Source organism: Martelella radicis (assembly GCF_014196625.1).
GTDB lineage: Bacteria > Pseudomonadota > Alphaproteobacteria > Rhizobiales > Rhizobiaceae > Martelella > Martelella radicis.
In genome coordinates, this window is the sequence record NZ_JACIDZ010000009.1 from 165,008 (window position 1) to 189,734 (window position 24,727).

Sequence of the window (24,727 nt, forward strand, 5' to 3'; positions counted from 1 at the left end):
AAGTGCTTACTCCGCAGCCACGGGCAGAGCATCGGTGACGCGCTTGCGGCCGGTGAGGAGGTCGGACATGAGGGCGGATTTGATTTCAATAAGCTTCGAAAGATGCAGATCAGAAGCTGTGTTTTCGAAACCCTTCAAAATTTCCACAATCGCTCTCTGTTCGTCGAGTTTTGGAAGCGCTAGCACCTGCGCATAGATCGCAGTTTGGCTTACGAGCGGTTGGCCTCCTCCGCCTCTGATATTCATCAGAGGCACAAGTGAAAACGCGAAGTGAACATAATCCCGATCCACTTCTGCGAGAAATTCTTTCGTATAAAGAGCGTTATCCGTAATCCACGCCTTGCCCAAACTCCTGTAAGCCGAGCCGCAATATTCCCCTACGCGCCCGATCACGATTAAATCGTCGTCCACTAGACACTCTGAAGTGTAACCAGCTACCCCGTTCCCGCCATATGCGGGATAGGGGGAGGTATCGCTTTGTTCAGGAGAAAGGCTCTTTACTGATTTAAGCTTTCCGCTTGTAAGCTTGAAGATTTCACCGAATTTGGCAACCGCCCACCCCTCCGGAATCTCCCCGATCTCCGTCTGCTTGAAGCGCGTGTGGCCGATGCCTTTGGTGAGCAGGCGTTCCAGCATGCCCTGCTTGACCTTCCTGGTCTGCTCGATCACCGCCCGCGTTGCCGCAATAGCCTCATCGACGCTGGACAGGATTTCGGCGATGCGGCGCTGTTCGTGGAGAGGGGGAACAAAGACTTCCTCTTTGGCGGTTTTGTCGCGATTAAGTCCTGGGACGCCTGTCGCTTCGTTAAGGCGCTCCAGGGAGGCAAATTTCAGCAGATAGGTTAGCCACCGCCAATTGCTATTTTCTCTCTGCGCCACGAAGTAAGTTGTATCGATAGGCCAGAAGCCGCTCTCGACATAAAAGACGCCTCCAAGTGAGCCCTTACGGGAAATCACAATGCTCGGCCCGGCAGCAGCTGCTTTATCGTGATATCCGACAATACCGCTTGACCCGAAGACCGGAACATCGCCTTCCCTACGCTCCGCAGCAGCAAGGGCTTTTCCATATTCAAGTTGAATGAGGTCTCCGAGTTTAGACCGCCGCCACCCCTCCGGCACCTCACGCGACATAACCAAGCTCCCGCAGAAAGCCCATCATCCGGGCTTCCGCTGCATCCCGCTCGGTCTGAAGTTCGACCAGCTTTTCCACTTCCGCCGCGACATCGACCTCTTCTGCCTCCTCGGTCAGATGAACATAGCGGCTGATATTGAGGTTGAAGTCGTTCGCTTCGATCTCGCCCGTCGGCACCACCCGCGCCAGCCGCTCGGCATCGGCAAAATCACCATAGGCCTTCGCCAGCGCGGCGACATTTTCCTCCGACAGGTGGTTCTGCGCCTTGCCTTCGACGAACTGCGCAGCGCCGTTGATGATCAGGATCTTGCCCTTGCGCTCGACCGGTTTGGTCTTTCGCAGGATCAGGATGCAGGCCGGAATGCCCGCGCCGTAAAACAGGTTGGGTGCAAGGCCGATCACGGCCTCGATCAGATCATCCTTGATCAGCCCCTTGCGGATCCTGCCTTCTGCGCCGCCGCGAAACAGCACGCCATGCGGCAGCACCACGCCGCAGACGCCGTCTTCCTTCAGGCTCGCCACCATATGCTGCACGAAGGCCAGATCGCCGTAGGATTTCGGCGGGCAGCCATAGCGGTCGCGGCCATAGGCATCGCCCTTCGACCAGACATCGTGACCCCAGTTTTTCAGTGAGAAGGGCGGATTGGCCAGCACCCGGTCAAAGGTGCGTATGGCCTTCACGCTGTCGCCCGTCAGATGTTTCGGCTCCAGCAGCGTATCGCCGCGCGCCACCTGGGCGTCGTCGATATCATGCAGGAACAAGTTCATCTGGCAGATGGCCCAGGTGTTGAGGTTGCGCTCCTGGCCGAACAGCGACAGGCTTTTCGGGTTCTTGCCCTGCCGCTCCAGATGGTGCACGGCTTCCAGCAGCATGCCGCCCGAGCCGCAGGTGGGGTCATAGATCGACATGCCTTCTTCCGGCTCAAGGCATTCGACGATCAGCCGCACCACCATTTTCGGTGTGTAGAACTCGCCACCCTTCTTGCCGGCGTCATCGGCAAACTGCGCAATCAGATATTCATAGGCCTGGCCCAGCACATCCGGCTCGACATCGGACTTGCGCAACCGGTAGGTCTCGAAATGCTGAAGCAGCTTTTCCAGCATGGCATCCGGAAAGCGCTCCTTGTTGTTGAAGTCGACATCCTGGAACACGCCGCGCAGCTTCATGTTCGCGTCTTCAATGGCGCGGAAGGCGGCGTTCAGATGCGTGCCGATATCGGTGGTCTGCTTGCGCACATCCTTCCAGAAATGGCCCTTCGGAATATCGAAGCGGTGCTCTTCCGGATCGGCCGCAATCTCCGCGTTGCCATAGCGCGCAAGCCGCTCCTCATACTCCTCCTGCCAGACATCCGACAGGCGCTTGAAGAACAGAAGCCCGAAAATGTAGTGCTTGTAATCGCCCGAATCGATCGATCCGCGAAGGATATCCGCCGCGCGCCAGAGATGGCTCTCCAGCTGCGAAAGGGTCAATGTTGTCACGATATTCATCCCTCACCGATGCTTTGAAAGCCACAATATCAAAATGAAGCGCCGGGGCAATTTTTCTGGACAGGCAGGCTAAAGATCGGCTTCAAAGTCTGTGAATTTTTTTTTGGATGAATAGGGTGGGGAATGAAGAATCGGACTTTAGAACGAGCTCTGCTCGTTTTCGGGTGCATGCTAACTAGCGCTTGGCTTGCCAGTTCGCTTTCCGCTGGTGCAATTCCCTGGGAACCCATCGTTACGGCATTGGGGCTATTTGGCGCTTGGCTTAAACTTGATCTTTCGTTTGAAAGGAGGGCAAATGAGCGACCTCGACTTCATCCTCATGATCAGAATCTCGGAATAAAACTCCGGAAGGCTTTTGACCCTTCAACTCTTCGTTTTCTGCGGGAGCACGGTTACGCGTCGCCGTTTGATGGCAAAATCCTTAGGAACCTGGAAGCTCTGGCGGACGACTGGCATGGAGCAGAGAATGAATTTGAAAGCGCAACGTTAGACAATATTTCTGCGGAGATAACGCGGCTCGCTGACGAACTTTGCAACAAGATCGCTATTTATGCGGGGCCGGCAGAGCGTTGGCCGGACGGTTACCTCACCGTTCCATTGCAAGAGGAGCTCGCTGCCGATGAATTCTCCGAAACGACCTGGATGCACATCCGTGAATTGAGAGAAATGTCCTCATCGCTAGTCGTCGCGTTCGAGAACTTTGAAAAGGAGTTTCGACGGTTGGCCCCGGACGCCTATAAATCTGACCTATAGAGCTTGGAGTTGATCCGGCACACCCCGGCCACACGAAAACGTTGCCGCTGCCTCAAATCTGCAAGACCGGCTTTTGCCAGCTAAGAGACACCCCGCGTCAAGAGCGCAGACCACATGGTTCCTGGAGAGGTGGCAGAGTGGTCGAATGCACCGCACTCGAAATGCGGCATACGGGCAACCGTATCGGGGGTTCGAATCCCCCCCTCTCCGCCATTTCTGTTTGCGCTTTGTCACCCTCCAACCCAAAGCGCATTGGCTCCGAGTTCGAATTCGTCCTTCACTCTCCGCCAGGTTTTCTCCTAAGCCATCGATCTAGCTGCGTCCTGCTTCGACGCTTCGGGCGTTCATGTAAATGGGACTGGAGGTTTTTGTGCCAGAACTGCGATCGGGGCGCGGCCGCAAAGCAAACGCCGGCCTCGAAAGGCCGGCGGCTCCCGGAAAACCCGTTGTGCAAAAGGGGGTGTTTGCCAATCAGTCCTGCAGGGCCCCGATCACCTGGTCGGCAAGGGCCTTCTGGGCGCGGATACCGCCGCTCGCGAGATAGAGAAGGCCGCCGTCGGCATAGATCACCTGGTCGTTCTGCCAGGCATTGGTGCGGGCGACGAGCTCGTTGTCGAGCAACTGTTCGGCGGCCTCGCCGGAGCGACCGATAGCGGCATCGCGGTCAAGCACATAGAGCCAGTCGGGATTCTGCTCCATGATGTATTCGAACGACACGGCCTGGCCATGATTGGCGACGTCGAGATCGGCGTCGGCCGGCGCGAAGCCGTAGATGTCGTAGATGTCGCCAAAGCGCGAGCCGGGACCGAAGGCGGAAATCTTGCCGCCCGTGGTCAGCAGAACGAGAGCTGTTCCGGCGTCGTCGGTCAGGTTCTGAAGCGTCTCAAGTGAGGTTTCGAGCGCGGCGATCTCGGCTTCCGCAGCGTCCTGCCTGTCGAAGATCCGGCCCAGAAGCCGGGCATTGCCCTCCACGCCTTCGAGAAACGCGTCATTGGGGATGGTCAGGTCGATCGTGGGCGCGATCCTGGAAAGGTCATCATATTTCGCCTGGGAGCGGCCGCCGACGATGATCAAGTCCGGCTGAAGCGCGTTGACCGCTTCAAAATCGGGCTCGAACAGCGAGCCGACCGTCTCGTAACCATCATCGGAAAACTGCGAAAGCGAGGCGGGCATCGGCGCATCGGGTACGCCCGTTACCGTCACGCCGAGCGCATCCAGCGTATCGAGCGCGGAGAGGTCAAAGACGACCACGGTCTTGGGCCCGGTCTCGACATCGGTGCTGCCGCTTGCATGTTCCACGGTCACCGTTTCGGCAAATGCCGGGGACGCGAGCAGGACGGGAAGGAGGGCGAGGGCAAGAGGGGCGCGGCGGATTGCGTCGATTGTCACGGAAATCTCCTGATACTTGAATTTTGCAGTCAACATATTCAAAAGAAGCCGCCTGGCAAGTGTCCTCGCCAGTGTCGCAGCCGCACGCGGCACACATTGCCGTGAGGCCGGGTATTGCCGGCATTGACCACGCGCCGAAATGGATTGCATAAGGCAGAACGTTGAAAAGTAGAGTTTTATGATCCGCATTCTTTCCGCAGCTCTTCTCGCTCTCCTGCTCACTGTCGCAAGCCTGATGACCGGCGCCACCGCGCTTGATCTCACTGCATTTTTCGGCGGCGGCGATGCGCGCGAGGCCGTGCTCGTGCTTCTGGCGAGCCGGCTGCCGCGCACGCTGGCGCTCGTTCTCGCCGGCGGCGGGCTGGCGATCGCCGGCACGATCATGCAGATGCTGGCGCAGAACCGGTTCGTGGAGCCGTCGACGGCGGGCACGGCGGAATCGGCCGCCCTCGGCATGCTTGCGGCAGTTTTGTTCTTTCCCGGAATACCGGTGATCGGAAAGATGGTGCTGGCGGCCGGCTTCGCCATGGCCGGCACGGCGCTCTTCCTCAGGCTGGTGCGGCAGATCCCGGCGCGCTCGGTGCTGATGGTGCCGCTTACCGGCATCATGCTCGGCGGCGTTATCTCGGCTGTCACCAGCTTCATCGCCTATCGCTATGATCTGATGCAGTCGCTCGGCGCCTGGACCAATGGCGATTTCTCGATGGTGCTGCGCGGGCGCTACGAGCTTTTGTGGATCTCATTCGGTCTCGGCGTTCTGGCCTATGTCACGGCGGCGAAATTCACCCTGGCGGGTCTTGGAGAGGCAGTCGCCGTTTCCTCGGGGCTCAATTACCGTCGGGCCATGCTGACGGGGCTCTCCATCGTGTCGCTGATTTCGGCTTCCGTGGTTGTCACCGTCGGCTCGATCCCCTTTGTCGGACTGATAGTGCCCAATGTCGTCAGCCTGGTTATGGGCGACAATATGCGCCGCACCCTGCCGTGGATCGCCTATAGCGGGGCGATGCTGGTGCTGGCCTGCGACGTCGCCGGACGGCTGATCATCGCGCCCTATGAAATCCCCGTCGGCACGATGATGGGTGTATTCGGCTCGGCGATCTTCCTCTATCTGCTTTTGAGGCAGGAAGCCCATGCGCGCTGACCGACGAAAAAGCCTTGGCCTGCTCACGCTTGCCCTGTTGGTCCTGCTGGCGGTTGCCTGCATCATCGCCTTCATGACGCTCGGCGCAAGAGGCTCCTGGGCCTTCGTGCTCGGCTTTCGCGGGGTCAAGCTTGCGGCTCTCGTTCTGGTCGCCTATGCGATCGCGGTATCGACCGTGCTGTTCCAGACCGTCGTCGGCAATCGTATCCTCACGCCCTCGATCATGGGGTTTGATGCGCTCTACATCCTGCTGCAGACGGTTCTCGTGTTTGCTTTGGGCGCGGGCGGGCTCAACGCCATGGACCCGAGGTTGATGTTCGTCCTCGAAGCCGCGCTCATGACCGGTTTTGCGCTTCTCCTGTTTCGCTGGCTGTTTTCCGGCGCAACGCGCAGCATCCACCTCGTCATGCTGGTCGGCATCCTGTTCGGCGGTCTCTTCCGAAGCCTTTCGGCTTTCATGCAGCGGCTCATCGACCCGGCCGATTTCGTCGTGCTGCAGGACCGCTTCTTCGCAAGTTTCAACACGGCCAATACCGATCTGCTCGGCATTTCCACGGTGATCATTCTCGCCGTCTCGGTTCTCGCCTGGCGGCTTTTGCCGGATCTCGACATCATGCTGACCGGTCGCGAGACGGCGATTGCGCTCGGCGTCTCGCATGCCCGTGTTGTGACACTGACGCTGTTCGCGGTCACCATTCTGGTGTCGGTTTCCACCGCTCTGGTCGGCCCGGTCACCTTTTTCGGCCTGCTGGTGGCGAACCTTGCCTATATGCTGATGCCGAGCGGGCGGCATCGCGCCGTGCTGCCGGCGGCGATCCTGATTGCCGTCATCGCGCTTGTCGGGGGGCAGACGGTTCTGGAGCGAGTCTTTTCCTTCGGCACGGCGCTTTCCATCATCGTTGAATTTGCCGGCGGCATCTTCTTCATCTTCATGCTTCTCAAGGGGAATGTCCGATGATCGAGATCAGCAAGGTCTCCAAGAGCTATGGCGAAACCCGCGTGCTCGACGATGTGTCGCTGACGATCGAGGTGGGCGGGCTCACAAGCATTGTCGGACCCAACGGCGCGGGCAAATCGACCCTTCTTGCCGTTGTCAGCCGGCTGATGAAGGCCGACCGCGGAGCGGTCAGCGTCGGCGGGCTCTCCGTCGGCGAGGTGGGCGATGATGTACTGGCGCGCCGGCTTTCGATCATGCGCCAGGAAAATCACATCACCGCTCGGCTTTCGGTACGCGATCTCGTCGGCTTCGGGCGTTTCCCCTATTCGAAGGGGCGGCTGACGGCCGAGGACGAACGCCATATCGACGAGGCGATCGCCTTCACCGATCTTGAGGGTTTCTCCGACCGGTTCCTGGACCAGCTCTCCGGCGGACAGCGCCAGCGCGCCTTCTTCGCCATGGTTCTGGCGCAGGATACGGATTATGTGCTGTTTGACGAGCCGCTCAACAATCTCGACGTGAAACATGCCGTCGCGACGATGCGGCTGATCCGCCGCATGGCCCACGAATTCGGCAAGACGGTGGTTCTGGTCGTCCACGATCTCAATTTCGCCTCCGCCTATTCCGATCGCATCGTCGCCATGCGGGCGGGCCGCGTTGCCGCGGAAGGGCCGCCTGAGGCGATCATCGAGGAGCAGGTCCTTGAAGCCGTGTTCGATACGCCGTTTTCGGTGCGCGAGTTCAACGGCAAGCGGATCGTGGACTTCTATAGCTGAACGCTTTCCGGCGAAGAAAAAAAACGGGCGGCCTGTGCTGCCGCCCGGCTGTGTCCGAGACGTCCGGCCAACGGCGGTTCCTGCTTTTCAGGAGCCGCCGAGCCGCTGTCTATGTGTCTTGACGCATTTTCACAGACGTCAGCTGTTTCTCTCCGGCTGCGACAGGCCCTATTTGCCGTGATCCATGCCTTCCATGGTTTTTGCAGCAAAGCTTTCGACCGGCAGATCGATGGTCACGGCGCCGGCCTTTTCGAAGGTGAGTTCGACCTCCACCGTGTCGCCTTCGACGAGCGGTTGCTTCAGCTTCATGAACATCACATGCAACCCGCCGGGGGCAAGCTGAACGGTCTCGTGGGCAGGCAGCGGAATGCCATTCTCCATCTGGTACATTTTCATCACCTCGCCTTCCATGCGCATGTTGTGAAGCTGCGTCATGCCGGCGAAATCGGCCGTTGCCGAAACCAGCCTGTCATCTTGGTCGCCCTGGTTCTCGATGGTGAGGAAGGCACCGCCCACCGGGGCACCGGGAAGCGTGGCGCGGGCAAAGGCGCCGCTGATCGCCAGATCGCCGACCTTTACCTGCTGGTTCATCTCGTGCATGGGGGCCTTGGTCTGGGCCTCGGCGAATGCCGCCGGCGCAAGCGCAAGCGAAAGGGCGCCGGCGATGGCAAGGCGCGTCAGAACGTTATTCATTTTTTTCTCCACGAATGTCTTCGGATTGCGCGCCGAAACGGCGCGGCGGATCAGAGGACGGCGCGTGGAGGGCCGCGCGGGTGATAGGGGCTGAGGTTCGGCAGGACCTGTGCGCCGCTCGCCTCAAGGCTGAATATCTTGGCGATGACCGGCAGGAAGGCCGGCAGTGCCTCTTCCGGCGGCTGGGGCAGGACCGCGGCCTTCAGCCGGCAGGCGTGGCAGGGACCGTGCGGTCCGGTTTCCTTGTCGGGCCAGTCGCCGCAATAGCTGAAATCCGCGGTGCCAAGGACAGGGGCCGGATGGGCGAAAGCCGCTCCCACGGGCTGGTAGACAAAGATCAGCGCGAAGCAGGCAATGACCGCAAGGCCTGCCGCAAACTCACTGCAGATCGTTCGCCAGTTCTGCTTCAATCGCCTCCGTGTGCCGGCGACGCCGGCGCACCCTCCCTTGCGCTTCGACAGTTTTTTAATGAAAAACATCCGATCCGCAAGCGCCGTGTTCAGGTCGCGGCGTCTTTCCTGGCGCGGCGGCGACGCCAGCGCGAACGGCGGCCGGTGCTTTCGGCCGGGTTCGGGAAGGCGATTTCCACCGTCAGGCCGTCTTCGCGGTAATGCCGCTCGATCGTACCCTGCAGCTCTCCGATGATATTGGCGTCGATCAGACGCGTGCCGAAACCCTTGCGCTCCGGCTTCGAGACGGGGCCGCTGCCGCGCTCCTGCCAGAGGAGCCTCAGCTTGCGGGCGGCGCCGGCCCCCTCATAGGACCAGGTGACCTCCAGGCTTCCGTCGCCATTCGACATGCCGCCATATTTCAGCGCGTTCGTTGCCAGTTCGTGGAAGGTCAGGCTGAAGGCCTGGGTGGCCTTTTCATCGAGTTCCGCCGCCGGGCCGGAAACGTCGTAATGGGCGTCGGCATCACCGAAGACCTGTTCGAGCTCCTTGGACAGGAGCTCCTTGAGATCCGCGCGCTGCCAGCGTGAACGGGTCAGAACGTCCTGCGCCGTCGACATGGCCTGGAGCCGGGCGGCGTAGGATTCCATGAACTGATCGAGACTCTCGGCGTGATAGGCGGTCTGGCGGGCGATCGCCAGCACGCGGGCGATCGAGTTCTTGATCCGGTGCTTCATTTCCTGAAGCATCAGTTCGCGTTCCTGCAGTGATTTCTGGGTGACGCGCTGGACCTCTCTTGCGGCTGCCAGCGCCTTGATCTGCCACTGGGCCGCAAGGGCCAACGCCACGGCCAGAAGAAGGGCGACGGAGCCGACGACGAAGGGGGTGATATCGAACTCCGCCTTCTCGAACGCGGCGCTCGGGGTCATTTCCAGAACCCAGGTCCGCCCGGCGATATCGACCTCGCGGGTAACCTCGAGCGCGCTGCGCTCAAGGGCGGCGTCAAATGTCGATGATTTGAACAGAGGGGTTTCGGGCGCGTCCTTGTCATAGGCCTCGATCGCCACCGGCATGGACGGCTGATCGCCCATAACCGCGCTGTAGAGATCGCCGGCGCGAAACGGCGCGTAGATGAAGCCGGAGAGCGGCAGGTTGCCATCGGCGACGTTCGGCCCGTCATCCACCTTGAATGGCAGATAAAGCAGGAAGCCCGCCTGCTTTTGCGTGGTAATTTCCTGGACCAGCTCGACCGGTCCGCTGGCGCGCGGCGTGTCGGTGGCAAAGGCATCGGCCATGGCCTCGCGGCGTACGGGCTCGCTGTACATGTCGAAGCCGATCGCCGCGCTGTTGCGCTCGTCTTCGGGCTCCAGCAGAACGATCGCCGCGCGGTAGTCCTGGTCGGTCTCCGGCCAGATCGCGATGTCGTCGCCGTAGAAGCGGGCGATCATGTCCTCGGCCTTGGCCTCGTTGCCGGTATAGACCATGCGGGCAAAGCCGATGCCCTGAATGCCGTCATAGCGGCCTTCCGTATCGAGCCCCTCGACATAGGTGCGGAAGGCCTCGCGGTCCACCATGCCGTCGGTTGCCTCGAAGAAGGCCTTGGTGGCCTCGAGTAGCGACATGTGCTGATAGAAGCGGGAGACGATCCTGTCGACTGCATCGCCGGCGACGATCTCGAACTTGGTGCTTCGCTCGACCTCCGATGTCCGGTAGATCGAAAAAGACATGCCGAGACCGATCGCACTCACGACGACGAACACCAGAACCGGCAAAAACCGGTTCAGCGAAGGAAACCTGCCCGCCCCAAATCTGTCGAAAATCTCTCGCATGCTTTTTCGCGGCTGACCCAAGTTGCAGGCTTTCAAGCCGATCCTAATTCATTTCATGCCCGAAAAATGAAATGATTCTGTTTTTCAGTGATATTTGGCCGAAATAACGCGTCTCTGGCAAACATTCGACACTGGCGGCGTGCAAGCGCCTGCCTAAAAAACGAAGCGCTTTCATGTACATCTTCTGTTTTTCCGGCATTGTCAATCAACCTATCGCCGCCGCTGCAGGGCAACCTAAACCCAACGTCGTCAAGGAACTCCGGCATGGCTCCGCGCGTTGAGCCTTGCGAAGAGACGAAGCAAGCTGAAAGGAGCAAGCTTATGAATTGGGATCGTATCGAAGGCAATTGGAAGCAGTTTACCGGCGAAGCACAGGCCCAGTGGGGCAAGCTCACCAATGATGACCTGGATGTCGTTGCCGGCAAACGCGAAAAGCTCGTCGGCAAGATCCAGGAGCGCTATGGCAAGGAGCGCGACGAAGCCGAGCGCGACGTCGACGACTGGATGTCGCGGATGAACTGATCGCAACGGCGACGGTTTCAGACAAGGGCAGCGGTGACCACCGCTGCCCTTTTTTGTGCGCCGACCAGGTTTAGGGCCAACAAAAAACGGACCCTCCGGGGAAGGTCCGTTTTGTTTTCAGCTGGTCGGGCGTTGCTATCTGCTGCGCGCGAAATTGACGACAACCGCAACAGCGAAGAACAGCAGGAAGAGGAAGAAAAGGATCTGGGCAATACCCGCGGATGCGCCGGCGATGCCGCCGAAGCCGAGTGCTGCGGCGACAAGGGCAATGACCAGAAAGACAGCGGCATAGTAAAGCATGATACTCTCCTTTGTTTTGTGAGAGTAGAACGCCTCACCATTGGCTGGGTTCCAGAAAACGGAAAAAGGCGGCCGCAGCCACCTTTTTTGGTTTACGAAAGCTTGCCGGCCGCGCCGGTTCCGCGCCCTTGTCAGGCGGCTTCCTGGTGCCTTTCCTGGAAGAACAGGGCCTGGCTGATCAGCGCCTTGACCATGTCCGGATTGAACGGCTTGGTGACCAGGAAAGTTGGCTCGGGCCGCTCGCCGGTCAGAAGGCGCTCAGGGAATGCGGTGATGAAAATCACCGGAATGGAGTCATGCTCGAGAATATCGTTGACCGCGTCGATGCCCGAACTGCCGTCGGCAAGCTGGATATCGGCGAGAACCATGCCCGGCTTCGAACTGTTGTAGAGCTCGACAGCCTCCTTGTGGGTGCGCGCGATGCCGGTTACTCGATGACCGAGGCTCTCGACCATCTGCTCGATGTCCATTGCGATCAGTGGCTCGTCCTCGATGATCATGATGTCGGTCGCGACCTGACGGGCAATTTCCGCCGAGGCTTCCTCGATGAGGCCGGGAATCTCGTCGGGCTCGACTTCGAGGATTGAAGCCGTTTCCTCATTCGAAAAATTCTCGAGCGAGATCAGAAGGAAGGCCTGTCGCGGCTTGGCGGGCAGTGCCATCAGATTGGCGGCCGCACGCTTTTCCCAGGAATAGGGCGATTCAATATCCTCGATCTCGATTGTCGTGGAACTGAAAAGGCGTGAAAAGAGTTTGTAAAGTGAAACCTTGTCGTCGCCATCCTCTGGAAAGAGCGAGACATCCTCGATCAGCGTTTCGAGAACGGCGGCGACATAGGCATCGCCGGAGGTTTGCGATCCGGTCACGGCACGTGCGTACCGCCTGAGATACGGCAAATGCGCAGCGATACGGGTTGAAAGCGACATATTATATAGTCTCCTGCCTCGGTAGGTCTATTGGGAAGGCTCCAAGAGCACTTTCAATTGTTTCAAATGCGTCAGCAAAAAAAAAGTTCCGGCGACTGCGGAACTTTTTATCTGGGCCGGCGTTTTCGGCTTGAACATGAAATTGGGTACTAACGGGATAGAACTGGTGAAAAGCAATAGCAGCCTGGGAAAAGGGGAGGCCCTGCCTGGTACGGCGAAGAGCCCGGAAGAAGCGATCAGCCGTCGCCTCAAGGCCCTCTATAATGCCGTCGAACAGGAGGAAATTCCGGATCGGTTTCTCGATCTGCTCGAACGTCTCGACGCGGCTGAATCCGCTTCGGCGCGCAAAGCGAAAGGATAGGGCTTTGGTCAGGGACGACGATACGACCTTCAAGCGCGACATGCTGAAGACAGTGCCGAGTCTGCGTGCCTTTGCGGTCTCGCTGTGTGGGCATCAGGACCTGGCGGACGATCTTGTCCAGGACACGATCATGAAGGCATGGGCCAAGCAGGAAAGCTTTGCTGCGGGCACGAACATCAAGGCCTGGCTGTTCACGATCCTGCGCAACGAGTTCTACAGCCAGATGCGCAAGAGCGGTCGCGAAATTCAGGATTCCGACAATGTCTTCACCGAAAGACTGTCGACGCATCCCGCGCAATACGGCGCGATGGACCTTCGCGATTTCCGGAAGGCGTTGAACAAGCTGCCGGATGACCAGCGCGAGGCGATCATTCTGGTCGGCGCCTCTGGCTTCTCCTACGAGGAAGCGGCCGAGATCTGTGAATGTGCCATCGGCACCATCAAGAGCCGGATCGCGCGCGCGCGCGGGAAACTGCAGGAGCTTCTGCAGATCCAGGGCGAGATTGACTTCGGCCCAGACGCGAACTCCGCAGCCGTCGTCAGCAGCGCATTCGTCTCGCGTCCGGCATGAGTTTGAGGCGCAAGCCATTGTGAGCGAGAGAAAGCCGCGCATCCGGGAGATCGAACCCGGGTGCGCGGCTTTCTTGTTTTCGGTCATATTAATTTGCGAAGACGAGGGAACCTAATCGCTGGCCAGGCGTTCTTGAGCGTGATTGATATTCCGCGCCACGTCACGGTTACCTGAAATATTGCAGGATACGCGTCAGTCCTGCACGAAAATGAAGAGCCTTTTAGCCAGTGGAATATTTGCCGAGCGATATTGTCGATGCGATCAAGGACCGGGAGCGGCTGGACACCTTATCGCAGACAATCATGCGTGCCGCCGAGGTCGATGAAGATTTTGTCGCGATCGTCGAATCGGCAGCGCTTCGCTTTTCCTGTCCAGCGGCGCTCATCCTCATTGCAGATTATGACGAGAATTGGGTGCAGGCAGTCCATGGCATGAAGCCGGAGACGGTTTCGACGCGATCGGGCCTGTTCGTCTATCCGATCGCGCTTCAGCGCGACCCCGCCCTGATCCTCAATAATCCTGCCGAGCAGGAGGGTATCGCGCCTTCCGTGCCGAACTACGAAGGCGAGCCCGTCAAGTTCTTCGCCGGCGCCCCGATCAAGGTACACGGCGTCAATGCCGGCTCGCTGTGCGTCATCGACGGCCAGAATCATCGCGACATTTCCGATGAGGATGCCGAGGCGCTTCGCCGTCTCGCCAATCTCGCCGGCTCGCTCTACGAGCTGAAGGATGCGGCGCGCGGCAAGGCGTCAGCGGACCTCGCCTTGTCGCGCGCCCAGAAGCGCCATTCGATGGCGCTGCGCGCCGGCAACATCGCCGCCTGGAGTTGGGACCGCAAGAGCAACACGGTCGAGTGCGACAATGCCATGAGGGAGATGCTCGGCCTGCCGTCCGGCGAGCCGGTGACCTGCCGCAGCCTGCTTTCCGCGATCGCGCCCGAAACCCGCTTCCCGCTGATGCGCCGGTTCAAGGCAGCGCTCGATCGCGGCGAGGAGTATCAGTGCGAGTTCAAGGCCGCCAAGACCGGAAAGTGGCTTCTTTCGCTGGGCGGTGCCTATGAGAGCGTTCTTGCCGCCGATCAGAACGGGCCCGTTTTCGGTGTCGTCGTCGATATCTCGACCACCAAGGAATCCGAACAGAAGACACGGCTTCTGCTGCGTGAACTGAACCACCGGGTCAAGAACACGCTCGCCATCGTCCAGTCGATCGCCGGCCAGACGCTGCGGCGCTCGCGCACCTCGGCCGAGTTCAACATGGCTTTTTCCGGCCGCCTTCAGGCATTGTCTGCGGCCCATACCCTGCTTTCCGACGAGCAGTGGGGCGCGATCGCGCTTGACCGGCTGCTCAGGTCCCAGGTGGCGCCATACATCGACAGCAACAGCAGGCAGATCGATATTCACGGCAATGCCGTCTTCCTCGATCCTGACGAGGCGCTGGCGCTCGGCCTTGTCATCCACGAACTGGCAAGCAATGCGGCAAAGTTCGGCGCGCTTTCCACGCGGGCCGGCGTTGTCGATATCACGGTCGCCTGTCGCGATGACGACAACGGCACCTCCCATCTGGAACTCGACTGGGTAGAGGTCGGCGGCCCGCCGGTTACTCCGCCCGAACAGCGGGGCTTCGGCAGCGTGCTGATCGAACGCAGCCTCGACAAGGTCATCGGCAGCAAGGTCGATGTCGATTTCGCCGATACGGGCCTCAGGGTGCATATCCGCATGCCGCTCCGCTTCTGCTGAGTTCTCTCGTCCCTGCCGCCTTCAGGCGGAATGCTGCCCGCCGGGCCAGATGCCCAGGCGGGTATTTTTTATCCTCCGACAGCGAAAAATTCGTATCGAAGCAGGAACAAGGTGTCTGGCAGTACGTTTTGTTGGTGTGCAGCGAGTGAGAAAAACGAGAGTAAAAAAATAATAATAAAGTGCACTCGCAAAGGAACATCCCAGAAGAGAGGAGTATTGATATGCTTCGCAAGATTCTTTCGACTACGGCACTGGTAGCAGTTGTTTCCGCCGGCGCAGCCTATGCGCAGGATGCCACCAATACCGATACGATGGACAAGAAACCCGCCGCAACGACCGGCATGGAAGCCGGAATGGAAACGGGCGCGACGCCGGTCTTCCCCGAGCGTCAGGCTGCCTCTGAAGACGCAAAGAGCTTCTTCGGCGCCACCGACCAGCAGGTTCTCGCAAGCTCGCTCCTCGGCTGGCCCGTCTACGGCCAGGATGCCGATGACCAGGGCCGCGAGCAGGTCGGCGATATCAACGATATCGTGATGGGCTCCGACGGTAATGCGACCGCTGCCGTGATCGGCGTCGGCGGCTTCCTCGGCATCGGCGAAAAGGATGTCGCCGTGTCCTTCGATCGTCTCGGCTGGCAGCAGGGCGAGGAAGGCAACTGGCTGACGATCAACGCCACGAGCGAGGAACTGGAGAACGCTCCGTCCTTCGAGTATGACAATCCGAACCTCTTGGAAAACGGCACGGCGGCCATCCGCGAGGAGGCTGACCAGTTGCAGACCGCGACCAATAACGCGGCCAATAATGTCGCCAACGAAACGCAGGATCTGGCCAACACGGCGGGCAACGCCATGAACCAGGCCGGCGAGGCTGCCGGCAACGCCATGGATGACATGGTCGCCGGCGTCGATCAGATGGGCGAAAATGCAGCTGAAACCATGAACGCCGAAAACCCGATGCTGGAGGGCATGTCGGAAGTCGACATGGCTTCGGTCTCCTTCGACCAGCTTGAAGACGCCGCCGTGCTGAGCGCCGAAGGCGACAGGGTCGGCGAGGTCTCCAGCGTCATGACCCATGGCGACCAGAGCGAAAACATTCTGGTCGTTGATGTCGGCGGCTTCCTCGGGATCGGTGAAAAGCCGGTCGCGATTTCGGCCGATTCGGCCCGGATCATGAGCGATGGCGAAAACTACGTCGTCAAGACCAGCTATGATCGGGAGACGCTGGAAAATCAGCCGGAATTTTCCGAACAGGCACTGAATGACAATCCGGATGCCGTCCTGCTGAACTGATAACTCCGGAAGCAGTTCGTTGCGGAAAGGCCCGCGATCTTCGGATCGCGGGTTTTTCTTTGGCCAGAAGAAAGATCAGACGCCCGGCTTCTCATGCCACTTTCCGCCTTCGCCGCGCTGAAGAAACGGCGTTGAGAAACAGGCATGGATGTTTCCGGAAAGGCCGGGTTCGAAGTCTTCAAGCAGGGCGCGGTGTTTCATTGTCTGCAGCATCGCCGCGCCGATCGCCACGGGGCGGATGCCGCATTTTTCCAGAAGCGACAGGCCTGCGATGATCGAGCGGCCCGACGAGATCACATCGTCGACAAGGGCCACGCGCTTGCCGGTCAGAAGCGGCAGCATGCGCGGATCGATGAACAGGCGCTTGTCCTGATCCGGTGTGGTCACCGAGTTCATTGGCATCGACAGCGCGTCCTCGTACCAGAACTTGCGGAAATTGCCGAGGGGAACGAAGCGGGCGTGGCCGAGCGCCCTGGCAACGCCGGCGGCAAGCGTCAGACCAAGCGTGGGCAGGCCGACGATGATATCGGGCCTGGCTGCCGCCAGCCGTGTGGCGAGGTCTTTGGCCAGCGCGTCGCAGACGGAAAACGAGGCCTGGTTGATGATCAGCGAGGCGAGCCCGCCCTCATCAACCATGCGGATCGGCAGCAGCAATTGCTGGCCGTCGGCAAGGGTCGCCGGATAGGCGGTGGCAAGCGGCGCATGCGGGTCGTGCGTGCGCGGAGGCAGGATTTCCTGCCAGAAATCATAAGGTTGCATCTGGGCATGTCCTGGTCATGTCGGTGCGTGTCTTCCCCCTTGCGGCCATGGTAAAGATGCTGCCTGGCGGCGCGGCGTTAAAAAACACTCTTGCCCTGCCATTTATGCTTGGGTAGCCAGTAGAGGCAAGCGCGAGGGCAAAAGGCGGGGTTCAGATGATCCATCTCTACAGGGTCGGCGGTGTCAAGACGGCCTTGCCGTCAGGCGGCACGGCGGAACCGCTCGGCGAAGACGTGATCTGGATCGACATGCTCGATCCGACCGAAGCCGACATGCAGCACATGGAAACGCTCCTGGGCGTGATGCTGCCGACCCGCGAGACGCTGAAGAACATCGAGCCTTCCAGCCGCTATTATACCGAGGGTAACGCCGTCTACATGACCGCCTCGATCGTGATGAACGTGGATTTCGGCTTGGCGCAGCTCACCGATGTCGGCTTCATCCTTGCCGAAGGCCGGCTTGTGACAATCCGCCACGCCGAGCCGAAGCCTTTCTTCCTGTTTGCCGCCGACCTGAAGCGTCTCGATATCGGGCCCGGGCAGGGCGCGCGGGTTCTCGCCCACCTGCTCGACACGATCGTCGATCGCACGGCAGAAATCCTGGAACTGGCGGTCGCAAAGATCGATAATATCTCGATTGCGGTGTTCGGCGAGGGCGTGCGCGGACGTCGCCGCCCGCCGGCCGAGCTCGAGGAGCGGCTGATCGAGATCTCGACCTATCACCGTCTCGTCAGCAAGACGCGCGACAGCCTGATCACGCTGGCGCGGCTTTCCACCTATGTGCAGGCGCTCGGCCGCGTGCGCGACGACAAGCCGACCAAGGATCTCTGCCGCATCGTCGCCCACGACATCCAGTCCTTGTCGGAACATGCGAGTTTCGTCTCGTCCAACATTTCCTTCCTGCTTGATTCGTCGCTCGGTCTCGTCAACCTCGAACAAAACAACATCATGAAGCTGTTCTCCGTGGTTTCCGTGGTCTTCGCGCCGCCGATGCTGATTGCCGGCATCTACGGCATGAACTTCGATCGCATGCCCGAATTGCACTGGGCATACGGCTATCCGGCCGCCATTGTGGGCATGCTCATGACCGGCGTTCTCGCCATCTACTGGCTGCGCTCGCGCGGCTGGTTCTAGGGCTTTGGTCGAACAAATCCAGTTGCGCAATTGCGGTTGCGTGGAAGCTTGACTAGCATGGCCGTGAAAACTATGGTGCGCGCGACTTGACCGGGGGGTCCCAAAGGCTTTATCGCATTGCTGAAACGTCCACCGAGGCCATTTCGGCCAAGGCGGATTTTCCAGGAAAGCGGATTTGATGGCTGAGGACGGGCAGGAGGACTTGGAAGAACGCCGCAAGCGGCTGGCCAACGAACTTGGCGCGCTGCGGAAGGGTCAGGATGGAGAAAGCGGGAAGAAGGCGGAGACATCCGCCAATGACCGGCGCGAGATGTCGAAGGGCCTGAAGCTTTCGAGCGAATTCATGGCCGCCATTTTCGTCGGTTTCATGATCGGTTTTCTCCTCGACAAGTTTGCCGGAACCGGCCCCTGGGGCATGATCGGCTTTCTGCTTCTCGGTTTTGGCGCCGGGGTCTTGAATGTGTTGCGCTCCGTCGGTTATGTGGCTGAGCCGGAAGACCGTCTTAAGAAAGACGGGAAATAGAGTTTGGTTCTGCGCGCATGGCCGCCCCAAGCGGGCGCGCGCAAGGTGAGAAGAGAGAGCACAGGTGGCAAACGATCCGACCCATCAGTTTCAGATCCACAACATCGTACCGATCAATGTCGGCGGACTGGACTTTTCCTTCACCAATGCATCGCTGTTCATGGCGGTCACCGTCGGTGCTGCCGCCGGCTTCATGTATCTGGCGACGTCCAAGCGCGGCCTTATTCCCTCGCGCACCCAGTCGATCGCCGAACTGCTTTACGAATTCGTGGCCTCGATGCTGAGAGAGGGGGCCGGAACGAAGGGCATGGTGTTCTTCCCCTTCGTGCTGACGCTCTTCCTGTTCCTGCTGACAGCCAATCTGATCGGCATGTTCCCTTACTTCTTCTCCGTGACCAGCCAGATCGTGGTGACCTTTGCTCTTGCCATTCTGGTGATGAGCGTGGTGGTCGGCTACGGCGTCTACAAGCACGGCTTCGGTTTCTTCAAGGTGTTCGTGCCTTCCGGCGTTCCGGCAATGCTGTTGCCGTTGGTGACGATGATCGAGATCGTTTCGTTTCTCTCGCGTCCCATCAGCCTGTCGGTTCGTCTTTTCGCCAATATGCTCGCCGGTCACATCACCCTCAAGGTTTTTGCCGGCTTCGTCGTCTCGCTGAGCGCGATCGGCACGATCGGAACCGGGGGCGCCATCCTGCCTCTGGCCATGACCGTCGCTCTGACGGCGCTGGAATTCCTGGTGGCCTTCCTGCAGGCCTATGTGTTTGCAGTCCTGACCTGCATGTATCTTAACGATGCCGTTAACGCAGGCGATCACTAGGGAATAAACTCTGTCGGTCCGGCTGGACAGCGCGGACCGGCATCGCTATTAAGCCGCAACAACCCATTCTTTCGAAGGAGTTCTTTTATGGAAGCGGAAGCAGCAAAGTTCATTGGTGCCGGTATTGCATGCCTCGGCATGGGTGCAACCTCCATGGGTCTGGGCCGTATCTTCGGTGACTACCTCACCGGCGCCCTGCGTAACCCCTCTGCAGCCGACAGCCAGTTCGGCCGCCTGGTCTTCGGCTTTGCCGTGACCGAAGCGCTCGGCATCTTCTCGCTGCTCGTCGCTCTTCTCCTGCTCTTTGCCGTTTAAGTTTAAACGGTCTGACGTTTTGGTCACGGCGTTTGCTTAGAACGCCGTGACATCGTTATCGAAGACCTCTGGAGGCGAGCATGATTGTGACACCGGCTCTGGCGCAGACATCGGAAGGCGCGGAAGCGTATACCGAGACAACGCTGGCCGAACTCGAGCATCACGAGGAACAGGTGTTCCCGCCATTTGATTTTGCGACCTTTCCGTCGCAGATCCTGTGGCTGGCCATTACGTTCGGCATCTTCTATCTGGTGATGAAGCGGGTCATCGTCCCGCGTGTCGGCTCCATTCTGGAAGACCGGCATGACCGGATTGCCCAGGATCTCGATGAGGCCGAAAGGCTGCGCAACGAGGCCGATGCCGCGATTGCCGCTTACGAGAAGGAACTTGCTCGGGCGCGTGACGAAGCGCGTTCGATTTCGGCGGCTGCCGCCGAAAAGGCTCGTGCCGAAGCGGAGGCCGAACGGGCCGAGCTCGAGGCCGAGCTTGGCAAGAAGCTTTCCGAAGCCAATGCCCGGATCGAGAAGGTTCGCTCCGAAGCGCTGGCCGAAGTCGGCACGATTGCCGAAGACACCGCCGCCCAGATCGTGACCCACCTCATCGGCGGGCGCGTGGCCAAGGGCGACGTGGAAGCGGCCGTTTCATCGGCCAAGGAGGGCTGATCATGGCACTTGACGCGACATTTTATGCCTTTGTCGGCCTGATCCTGTTCTTCATCGTCGTGGCCTATTTCAAGGTCCCCGGCATCATGCTTCGCTCGCTTGACTCGCGCGCGGACGAGATTCGCGATGAACTGGCGGAAGCCAAGCGTCTGCGCGAGGAGGCCCAGCATGTTCTGGCCGACTATCAGCGCAAGCGCCGCGAGGCCGAGGAAGAAGCCAAGGATATCGTTGCCGCCGCCGAACGCGAGGCCCAGGCGATCAAGGAAGAGGCCCGCCGCAAGACGGAAGAATATGTCGAGCGCCGCACCGCCTTTTCCGAGCAGAAGATCCGCCAGGCCGAGCATGATGCCATCGAGGCCGTGCGTGGCGCTGCCGTCGATGTCGCCGTGGAAGCGGCGCGTATCGTTCTGGAAAAGAAGGCGACGCCTGCCGTTCAGTCGAAGCTGTTTTCGAAGTCCGTCGACTCGGTCAAGACGCGGCTCAACTGAGGGCGCATATGCCTTTTTGAAGAAGAATATCGGCAAGCGCTTCGGCGCTTGCCGTTTTTGTTTGCGGCAAGCTGACAGGGCCGCAGCATCCTCAATCCGGGAGTGACCAGATGGCAGAACGTATTGACGGCAAGGCGATTGCCGCAGAGGTGGTCGAAAAGATCAAGGCGGCGGCGGCTGAACTTCACAGGGCCAAAGGCGTGGTGCCGGGGCTTGCGGTGGTGATCGTTGGCGACGATGCCGCCAGTCATACCTATGTCACCGCGAAGGGCAAGCGCGCCAAGGAATGCGGCTTTCACTCGGTGCAGGTAACGCTCGATGCCGATACCAGCCAGGAAGAGCTTGAAAAGGTCGTCGGCGAGCTCAATGCCGATCCGGCGATCCACGGCATTCTGGTGCAGCTTCCGCTGCCCGGTCATCTTGACGAGTTTCCAGTAATCCAGATGATCCGCCCGGAAAAGGATGTCGACGGGCTTTCGATCGTCAACGCCGGCAAGCTCGCCGTGGGCGATCTGAAGACCGGCCTGATTTCCTGCACGCCCGCCGGCGCGATGATCCTCGTCCGTTCGATCCACGGCGATGACCTCTCAGGCCTCAACGCCGTCGTCATCGGCCGCTCCAACCTCTTCGGAAAGCCCATGGGCAGGCTTTTGTTGCAGGCGAACGCCACCGTCACCATGGCGCATTCGCGAACGGCCGATCTGGCGGCGGCCTGCCGTAACGCCGATATTCTGGTGGCGGCCACTGGCAGGGCGGAAATGGTCAAGGCCGATTGGGTGAAGCCAGGTGCGACGGTGATCGATGTCGGTATCACCCGGGTGCCTGCGCCCGAGCGCGGCGAAGGCAAGACAAGGCTTCTCGGCGATGTCGACTTTGCTGCCTGCGAGCCCGTCGCCGGCGCGATTACGCCGGTACCCGGCGGCGTCGGGCCGATGACGATCACCATGCTGATGGCCAATACGGTGATCGCGGCCTATCGCGCCGTCGGTCTTGAAGCGCCGCGCTTCTGAAGCCGGTCTCCGGAGGCCCAAGGAGGCCCGGCTCTGACCCTCAGTTGAACGCCTTGAAGGTGACGAGGGTGAATGTGTCCTTCACGCCGTCGATCGTCTGAAGCTTGCTGGTGACGAAGTGGCCGATATCGGTTTCGGCCGGCAGATAGAACTTTGCCAGAAGGTCATAATGGCCGGATGTCGAGTAGATTTCCGAAGTTTCCTCGAGCGTGCGCACCACGACGTCTGCGACATCATAGGCCTGGCCGGGATGGCATTTGAACTGCACGAAAATGGTTTGCATGGTCTATCCTGACGCGGGTCGCCGCACACGGAGCGGCAGGTCGCCGCGATCGCAACTGTTGAAACAATTGTCACCTAACGGAAAATCACCGTCGCCGCAAATGCCTCGCGTTTTTAAATTTATTATATTGATACAATATTCCGATATATATAATTAAATGATTGCTATAAGCATGACGGGAAGGTGGTGGCATCTGTTCCGGACTAAGGTGCCGAAGGACAAGCTTTCGCCGGACAGACCGGAACAATGACCACCGGGCTCGGCGTTGAGGACAGAGACAACAGGGAGAACATTCATGGCCATATCGCAACTGCTCACGGATCGGCTGAAGGACAAGTCGCTCGCTCGCTCCGGCGCATTCGTCGCCGGTGCCTGGACCGAAACTGCAACCGGCGGCAAGACCTTCGATGTCACCAACCCGGCAACGGGCGAAGTGATTGCAACACTGCCTGATTGCGACAGGGAAGACGTCGACAAGGCGATCGACGCAGCGCACGCGGCGCAGAAGTCCTGGGCGAAGAGGACGGGCAAGGAGCGCGCGGCGGTCCTGCGCAAACTCTACGACCTGATGGTCGCCAATGCCGATGATCTCGCGACGATCCTGACCGTCGAGATGGGCAAGCCCTGGGCGGAGGCCCGCGGCGAGATCCTCTATGGCGCAGCCTATGTCGAGTGGTTCGGCGAGGAGGCCAAGCGCGCCTATGGCGACATCATTCCGGGTCATCAGGCCGACAAGCGCATCATGGTCATCCGCCAGCCTGTGGGCGTCGTCGGCGCGATCACGCCGTGGAACTTTCCGAATGCCATGCTCGCGCGCAAAATGGCTCCGGCGCTCGCCGCCGGCTGCTCGATCATTTCCAAGCCGGCCCAGCTGACACCGCTTTCGGCGCTCGCGCTTGCCTATCTGGCCGAACAGGCCGGGCTTCCTGCGGGTCTGTTCTCGGTGGTCACCGCTACCTCCTCCTCCATGGTCGGCAAGGCCTTCAGCGAGGATGATCGCGTGCGCAAGATCACCTTCACCGGTTCGACCGAAGTTGGCCGCATTCTGATGCGCCAGGGCGCCGACCAGATCAAGAAGCTCGGGCTGGAACTTGGCGGCAATGCCCCCTTCATGGTGTTCGACGACGCCGATCTCGATGCTGCGGTCGAAGGTGCGATCGCCTCCAAATACCGCAATGCCGGCCAGACCTGCGTGTGCGCCAACCGGCTTTATGTGCAGTCCGGCGTCTATGACGCCTTCGCCGAAAAGCTTGCAAAACGGGTGGAGGGCCTGAAGGTCGGAGACGGCATGGCCGAAGGCATGGATATCGGTCCGATGATCGACGAGAATGCGGTCGAAAAGGTTCAGGATCACATTCAGGATGCGGTCTCGAAGGGCGCCGAGATCACGCTCGGCGGCGGGCGTCACGAAAAGGGCGGCCTCTTCTTCCAGCCGACGGTTCTGACCGGCGTCACGCCGGAGATGAAATGCGCGCGCGAGGAAACCTTCGGGCCGGTCGCGCCACTGTTCCGCTTCGAGATCGAGGAGGATGTGATCCGCATGGCGAATGACACCGAATTCGGCCTCGCCTCCTATTTCTTCTCCTCGGACGTGGCGAAGATTTTCCGGGTTGCCGAGGCGCTTGAATACGGCATTGTCGGCGTCAACACGGGTCTCATTTCCACCGAGGTCGCGCCCTTCGGCGGCGTCAAGCAGTCCGGCCTCGGCCGCGAAGGCTCCAAATACGGCCTCGATGACTATACCGAGCTGAAATATATCTGCCTCGGCGGCATCGCGTAGCGAAAACAAAAAAGGCGGGCTCAGTGGCCCGCCTTTCTCATATTCGCAACAAGGAAACATCAGTCCTTGGCGCGCTCGACATAGGAGCCATCTTCCGTGAGGATCACCACGCGGGTGCCGGCGTCGATATGCGGCGGCACCATGGTGCGCACGCCGTTTGACAGCATCGCCGGCTTGTAGGAGGAGGACGCCGTCTGGCCCTTGACCACCGGCTCCGTCTCCGTGATTTCCAGGGTAACATGACGCGGCAGTTCCAGCGCGATGGCGACGCCCTCATGGATCGACAGGATCACCGTCATGCCTTCCGACAGGTAGTTGGCGGCATCCCCCACATCATCCGGGCTCATGGTGAGCTGGTCGTAGGTCTGAGGGTTCATGAAGTGGAACCCTTCGGCGTCGTTATAGAGGAAGGTATGGTCGGTGTCCTCGACGAAGGCCCGCTCCACCTGCTCGGTCGTCTTCCAGCGTTCGGAGACCTTGGTGCCGTCGGCGATGCGGCGCATGTCCACCTGGGTTACGGGCGTGCCCTTGCCGGGGTGAAAATTCTGGGCGGTAAGAACGACATAGAGCTTGCCGTCGACATCGACGACATTGCCCTTGCGCAGCGACGAGGCAATGACCTTGACCATGAGACTTCCTTGCTTTGGCGGCCGGGACTATCTATAGACCGCGCACTCCCTTTGATTTCGTGAGAGGGGGACTAACGCAAATTCGCCCTGAATTCC

The 24,727-nt window shown here is 60.0% G+C and carries 28 protein-coding genes and 1 tRNA gene; 18 read left to right on the top strand and 11 right to left on the bottom strand.

The genetic code is table 11. The features are described from left to right. Positions 1–6: 6 nt before the first annotated feature. Both GGR30_RS14355 and GGR30_RS14360 read right to left on the bottom strand, forming a co-directional pair. A complete protein-coding gene (locus GGR30_RS14355; RefSeq protein WP_183487451.1) occupies positions 7–1,131 on the bottom strand; it encodes a restriction endonuclease subunit S in 1,125 nt (374 codons plus the stop codon). Then, positions 1,121–2,611, bottom strand: a complete 1,491-nt coding sequence (locus GGR30_RS14360; protein WP_183487454.1) for an N-6 DNA methylase — start codon at positions 2,609–2,611, stop codon at positions 1,121–1,123. Before GGR30_RS14360 ends, GGR30_RS14355 begins: the two co-directional genes overlap by 11 nt. Positions 2,612–2,743: 132 nt before the next feature. Here GGR30_RS14360 and GGR30_RS14365 point away from each other — a divergent pair, with 132 nt between their 5' ends. Beyond that, positions 2,744–3,373: a hypothetical protein gene (locus tag GGR30_RS14365; RefSeq protein WP_183487455.1), complete on the top strand. Its 630-nt coding sequence runs from the start codon at positions 2,744–2,746 to the stop codon at positions 3,371–3,373. Between the two features lie 123 nt (positions 3,374–3,496). Then, positions 3,497–3,586: transfer RNA gene (locus tag GGR30_RS14370), tRNA-Ser, on the top strand. Positions 3,587–3,844: 258 nt separating this feature from the next. Here GGR30_RS14370 and GGR30_RS14375 read toward each other — a convergent pair. Further along, entirely contained in the window at positions 3,845–4,762 is a 918-nt protein-coding gene (locus GGR30_RS14375; RefSeq protein ID WP_343066506.1) for a siderophore ABC transporter substrate-binding protein, read from the bottom strand. Between the two features lie 178 nt (positions 4,763–4,940). Here GGR30_RS14375 and GGR30_RS14380 point away from each other — a divergent pair, with 178 nt between their 5' ends. The 3 genes from GGR30_RS14380 to GGR30_RS14390 are packed head-to-tail and all read left to right on the top strand — an operon-like array spanning position 4,941 to position 7,616. Next, the gene (locus GGR30_RS14380) at positions 4,941–5,903 is read left to right on the top strand and encodes an ABC transporter permease (RefSeq protein WP_183487459.1); all 963 of its coding nucleotides are present in this window, start codon (positions 4,941–4,943) and stop codon (positions 5,901–5,903) included. Next, positions 5,893–6,861 (top strand): iron chelate uptake ABC transporter family permease subunit, encoded by a 969-nt coding sequence (locus tag GGR30_RS14385; protein ID WP_183487462.1) that lies wholly within the window; start codon positions 5,893–5,895, stop codon positions 6,859–6,861. The genes GGR30_RS14380 and GGR30_RS14385 overlap by 11 nt, the downstream gene beginning before the upstream one ends. Beyond that, positions 6,858–7,616, top strand: coding sequence for an iron ABC transporter ATP-binding protein (locus GGR30_RS14390; RefSeq protein ID WP_183487464.1), 759 nt, complete (start codon positions 6,858–6,860; stop codon positions 7,614–7,616). Before GGR30_RS14385 ends, GGR30_RS14390 begins: the two co-directional genes overlap by 4 nt. A 168-nt stretch (positions 7,617–7,784) precedes the next feature. On the opposite strand, the gene GGR30_RS14395 is transcribed toward GGR30_RS14390, so the two are convergent. The 3 genes from GGR30_RS14395 to GGR30_RS14405 form a co-directional block, all read right to left on the bottom strand. After that, the gene (locus tag GGR30_RS14395; protein ID WP_183487466.1) at positions 7,785–8,309 is read right to left on the bottom strand and encodes a copper chaperone PCu(A)C; all 525 of its coding nucleotides are present in this window, start codon (positions 8,307–8,309) and stop codon (positions 7,785–7,787) included. A gap of 50 nt (positions 8,310–8,359) precedes the next feature. Next, positions 8,360–8,719: a hypothetical protein gene (locus GGR30_RS14400; RefSeq protein WP_183487468.1), complete on the bottom strand. Its 360-nt coding sequence runs from the start codon at positions 8,717–8,719 to the stop codon at positions 8,360–8,362. A gap of 89 nt (positions 8,720–8,808) precedes the next feature. Beyond that, positions 8,809–10,527 (bottom strand): CHASE domain-containing protein, encoded by a 1,719-nt coding sequence (locus tag GGR30_RS14405; RefSeq protein WP_183487469.1) that lies wholly within the window; start codon positions 10,525–10,527, stop codon positions 8,809–8,811. Positions 10,528–10,848: 321 nt separating this feature from the next. Between GGR30_RS14405 and GGR30_RS14410 the strand changes: the two genes are divergently transcribed. Next, positions 10,849–11,049: a CsbD family protein gene (locus tag GGR30_RS14410; protein ID WP_183487471.1), complete on the top strand. Its 201-nt coding sequence runs from the start codon at positions 10,849–10,851 to the stop codon at positions 11,047–11,049. Positions 11,050–11,184: 135 nt separating this feature from the next. Here the strand turns inward: GGR30_RS14410 and GGR30_RS14415 are convergent, their stop codons facing one another. After that, complete coding sequence (locus GGR30_RS14415; protein ID WP_183487473.1) at positions 11,185–11,349, bottom strand: DUF1328 domain-containing protein; 165 nt, start codon at positions 11,347–11,349, stop codon at positions 11,185–11,187. A gap of 131 nt (positions 11,350–11,480) precedes the next feature. After that, entirely contained in the window at positions 11,481–12,275 is a 795-nt protein-coding gene (locus GGR30_RS14420; RefSeq protein WP_183487476.1) for a response regulator, read from the bottom strand. A 130-nt stretch (positions 12,276–12,405) separates the two neighbouring features. Here GGR30_RS14420 and GGR30_RS14425 point away from each other — a divergent pair, with 130 nt between their 5' ends. The 4 genes from GGR30_RS14425 to GGR30_RS14440 all read left to right on the top strand — a co-directional run bounded on the left by GGR30_RS14425 (position 12,406) and on the right by GGR30_RS14440 (position 16,232). Beyond that, positions 12,406–12,636, top strand: coding sequence for a NepR family anti-sigma factor (locus tag GGR30_RS14425; RefSeq protein WP_343066508.1), 231 nt, complete (start codon positions 12,406–12,408; stop codon positions 12,634–12,636). Between the two features lie 4 nt (positions 12,637–12,640). Next, positions 12,641–13,207: an RNA polymerase sigma factor gene (locus GGR30_RS14430; RefSeq protein ID WP_183487477.1), complete on the top strand. Its 567-nt coding sequence runs from the start codon at positions 12,641–12,643 to the stop codon at positions 13,205–13,207. Between the two features lie 227 nt (positions 13,208–13,434). Beyond that, positions 13,435–14,943 carry an HWE histidine kinase domain-containing protein gene (locus tag GGR30_RS14435; protein ID WP_183487479.1) on the top strand — a complete coding sequence of 503 codons (1,509 nt, stop codon included), beginning with the start codon at positions 13,435–13,437 and terminating at the stop codon, positions 14,941–14,943. A gap of 221 nt (positions 14,944–15,164) precedes the next feature. Continuing rightward, positions 15,165–16,232, top strand: a complete 1,068-nt coding sequence (locus GGR30_RS14440; protein ID WP_183487481.1) for a PRC-barrel domain-containing protein — start codon at positions 15,165–15,167, stop codon at positions 16,230–16,232. 75 nt (positions 16,233–16,307) lie between these two features. Here GGR30_RS14440 and GGR30_RS14445 read toward each other — a convergent pair whose 3' ends face one another. After that, positions 16,308–16,991 (bottom strand): phosphoribosyltransferase, encoded by a 684-nt coding sequence (locus tag GGR30_RS14445; protein WP_183487483.1) that lies wholly within the window; start codon positions 16,989–16,991, stop codon positions 16,308–16,310. Between the two features lie 155 nt (positions 16,992–17,146). Between GGR30_RS14445 and GGR30_RS14450 the strand changes: the two genes are divergently transcribed. The 7 genes from GGR30_RS14450 (at position 17,147) to folD (ending at position 21,939) form a co-directional block, all read left to right on the top strand. After that, a complete protein-coding gene (locus GGR30_RS14450; RefSeq protein ID WP_183487485.1) occupies positions 17,147–18,124 on the top strand; it encodes a magnesium transporter CorA family protein in 978 nt (325 codons plus the stop codon). Between the two features lie 178 nt (positions 18,125–18,302). Beyond that, complete coding sequence (locus GGR30_RS14455) at positions 18,303–18,647, top strand: AtpZ/AtpI family protein (protein WP_183487487.1); 345 nt, start codon at positions 18,303–18,305, stop codon at positions 18,645–18,647. 64 nt (positions 18,648–18,711) lie between these two features. After that, on the top strand, positions 18,712–19,464 hold the full coding sequence (locus GGR30_RS14460) for a F0F1 ATP synthase subunit A (RefSeq protein ID WP_183487489.1): 753 nt from the start codon (positions 18,712–18,714) through the stop codon (positions 19,462–19,464). 87 nt (positions 19,465–19,551) lie between these two features. Next, positions 19,552–19,779: a F0F1 ATP synthase subunit C gene (locus GGR30_RS14465; RefSeq protein WP_018063478.1), complete on the top strand. Its 228-nt coding sequence runs from the start codon at positions 19,552–19,554 to the stop codon at positions 19,777–19,779. 80 nt (positions 19,780–19,859) lie between these two features. Then, positions 19,860–20,441, top strand: coding sequence for a F0F1 ATP synthase subunit B (locus GGR30_RS14470; protein WP_183487491.1), 582 nt, complete (start codon positions 19,860–19,862; stop codon positions 20,439–20,441). Positions 20,442–20,443: 2 nt separating this feature from the next. Next, on the top strand, positions 20,444–20,929 hold the full coding sequence (locus GGR30_RS14475) for a F0F1 ATP synthase subunit B (protein WP_024706029.1): 486 nt from the start codon (positions 20,444–20,446) through the stop codon (positions 20,927–20,929). A gap of 110 nt (positions 20,930–21,039) precedes the next feature. Then, positions 21,040–21,939 (top strand): bifunctional methylenetetrahydrofolate dehydrogenase/methenyltetrahydrofolate cyclohydrolase FolD, encoded by a 900-nt coding sequence (gene folD, locus GGR30_RS14480; RefSeq protein WP_183487493.1) that lies wholly within the window; start codon positions 21,040–21,042, stop codon positions 21,937–21,939. A gap of 40 nt (positions 21,940–21,979) precedes the next feature. Here the strand turns inward: folD and GGR30_RS14485 are convergent, their stop codons facing one another. Next, positions 21,980–22,222: an Lrp/AsnC family transcriptional regulator gene (locus GGR30_RS14485; RefSeq protein WP_183487495.1), complete on the bottom strand. Its 243-nt coding sequence runs from the start codon at positions 22,220–22,222 to the stop codon at positions 21,980–21,982. 295 nt (positions 22,223–22,517) lie between these two features. Between GGR30_RS14485 and GGR30_RS14490 the strand changes: the two genes are divergently transcribed. Next, positions 22,518–24,002 carry an NAD-dependent succinate-semialdehyde dehydrogenase gene (locus GGR30_RS14490; RefSeq protein WP_183487496.1) on the top strand — a complete coding sequence of 495 codons (1,485 nt, stop codon included), beginning with the start codon at positions 22,518–22,520 and terminating at the stop codon, positions 24,000–24,002. Positions 24,003–24,061: 59 nt separating this feature from the next. Here GGR30_RS14490 and efp read toward each other — a convergent pair whose 3' ends face one another. Next, a complete protein-coding gene (gene efp, locus GGR30_RS14495) occupies positions 24,062–24,631 on the bottom strand; it encodes an elongation factor P (RefSeq protein WP_138747493.1) in 570 nt (189 codons plus the stop codon). Positions 24,632–24,727 lie beyond the last annotated feature (96 nt).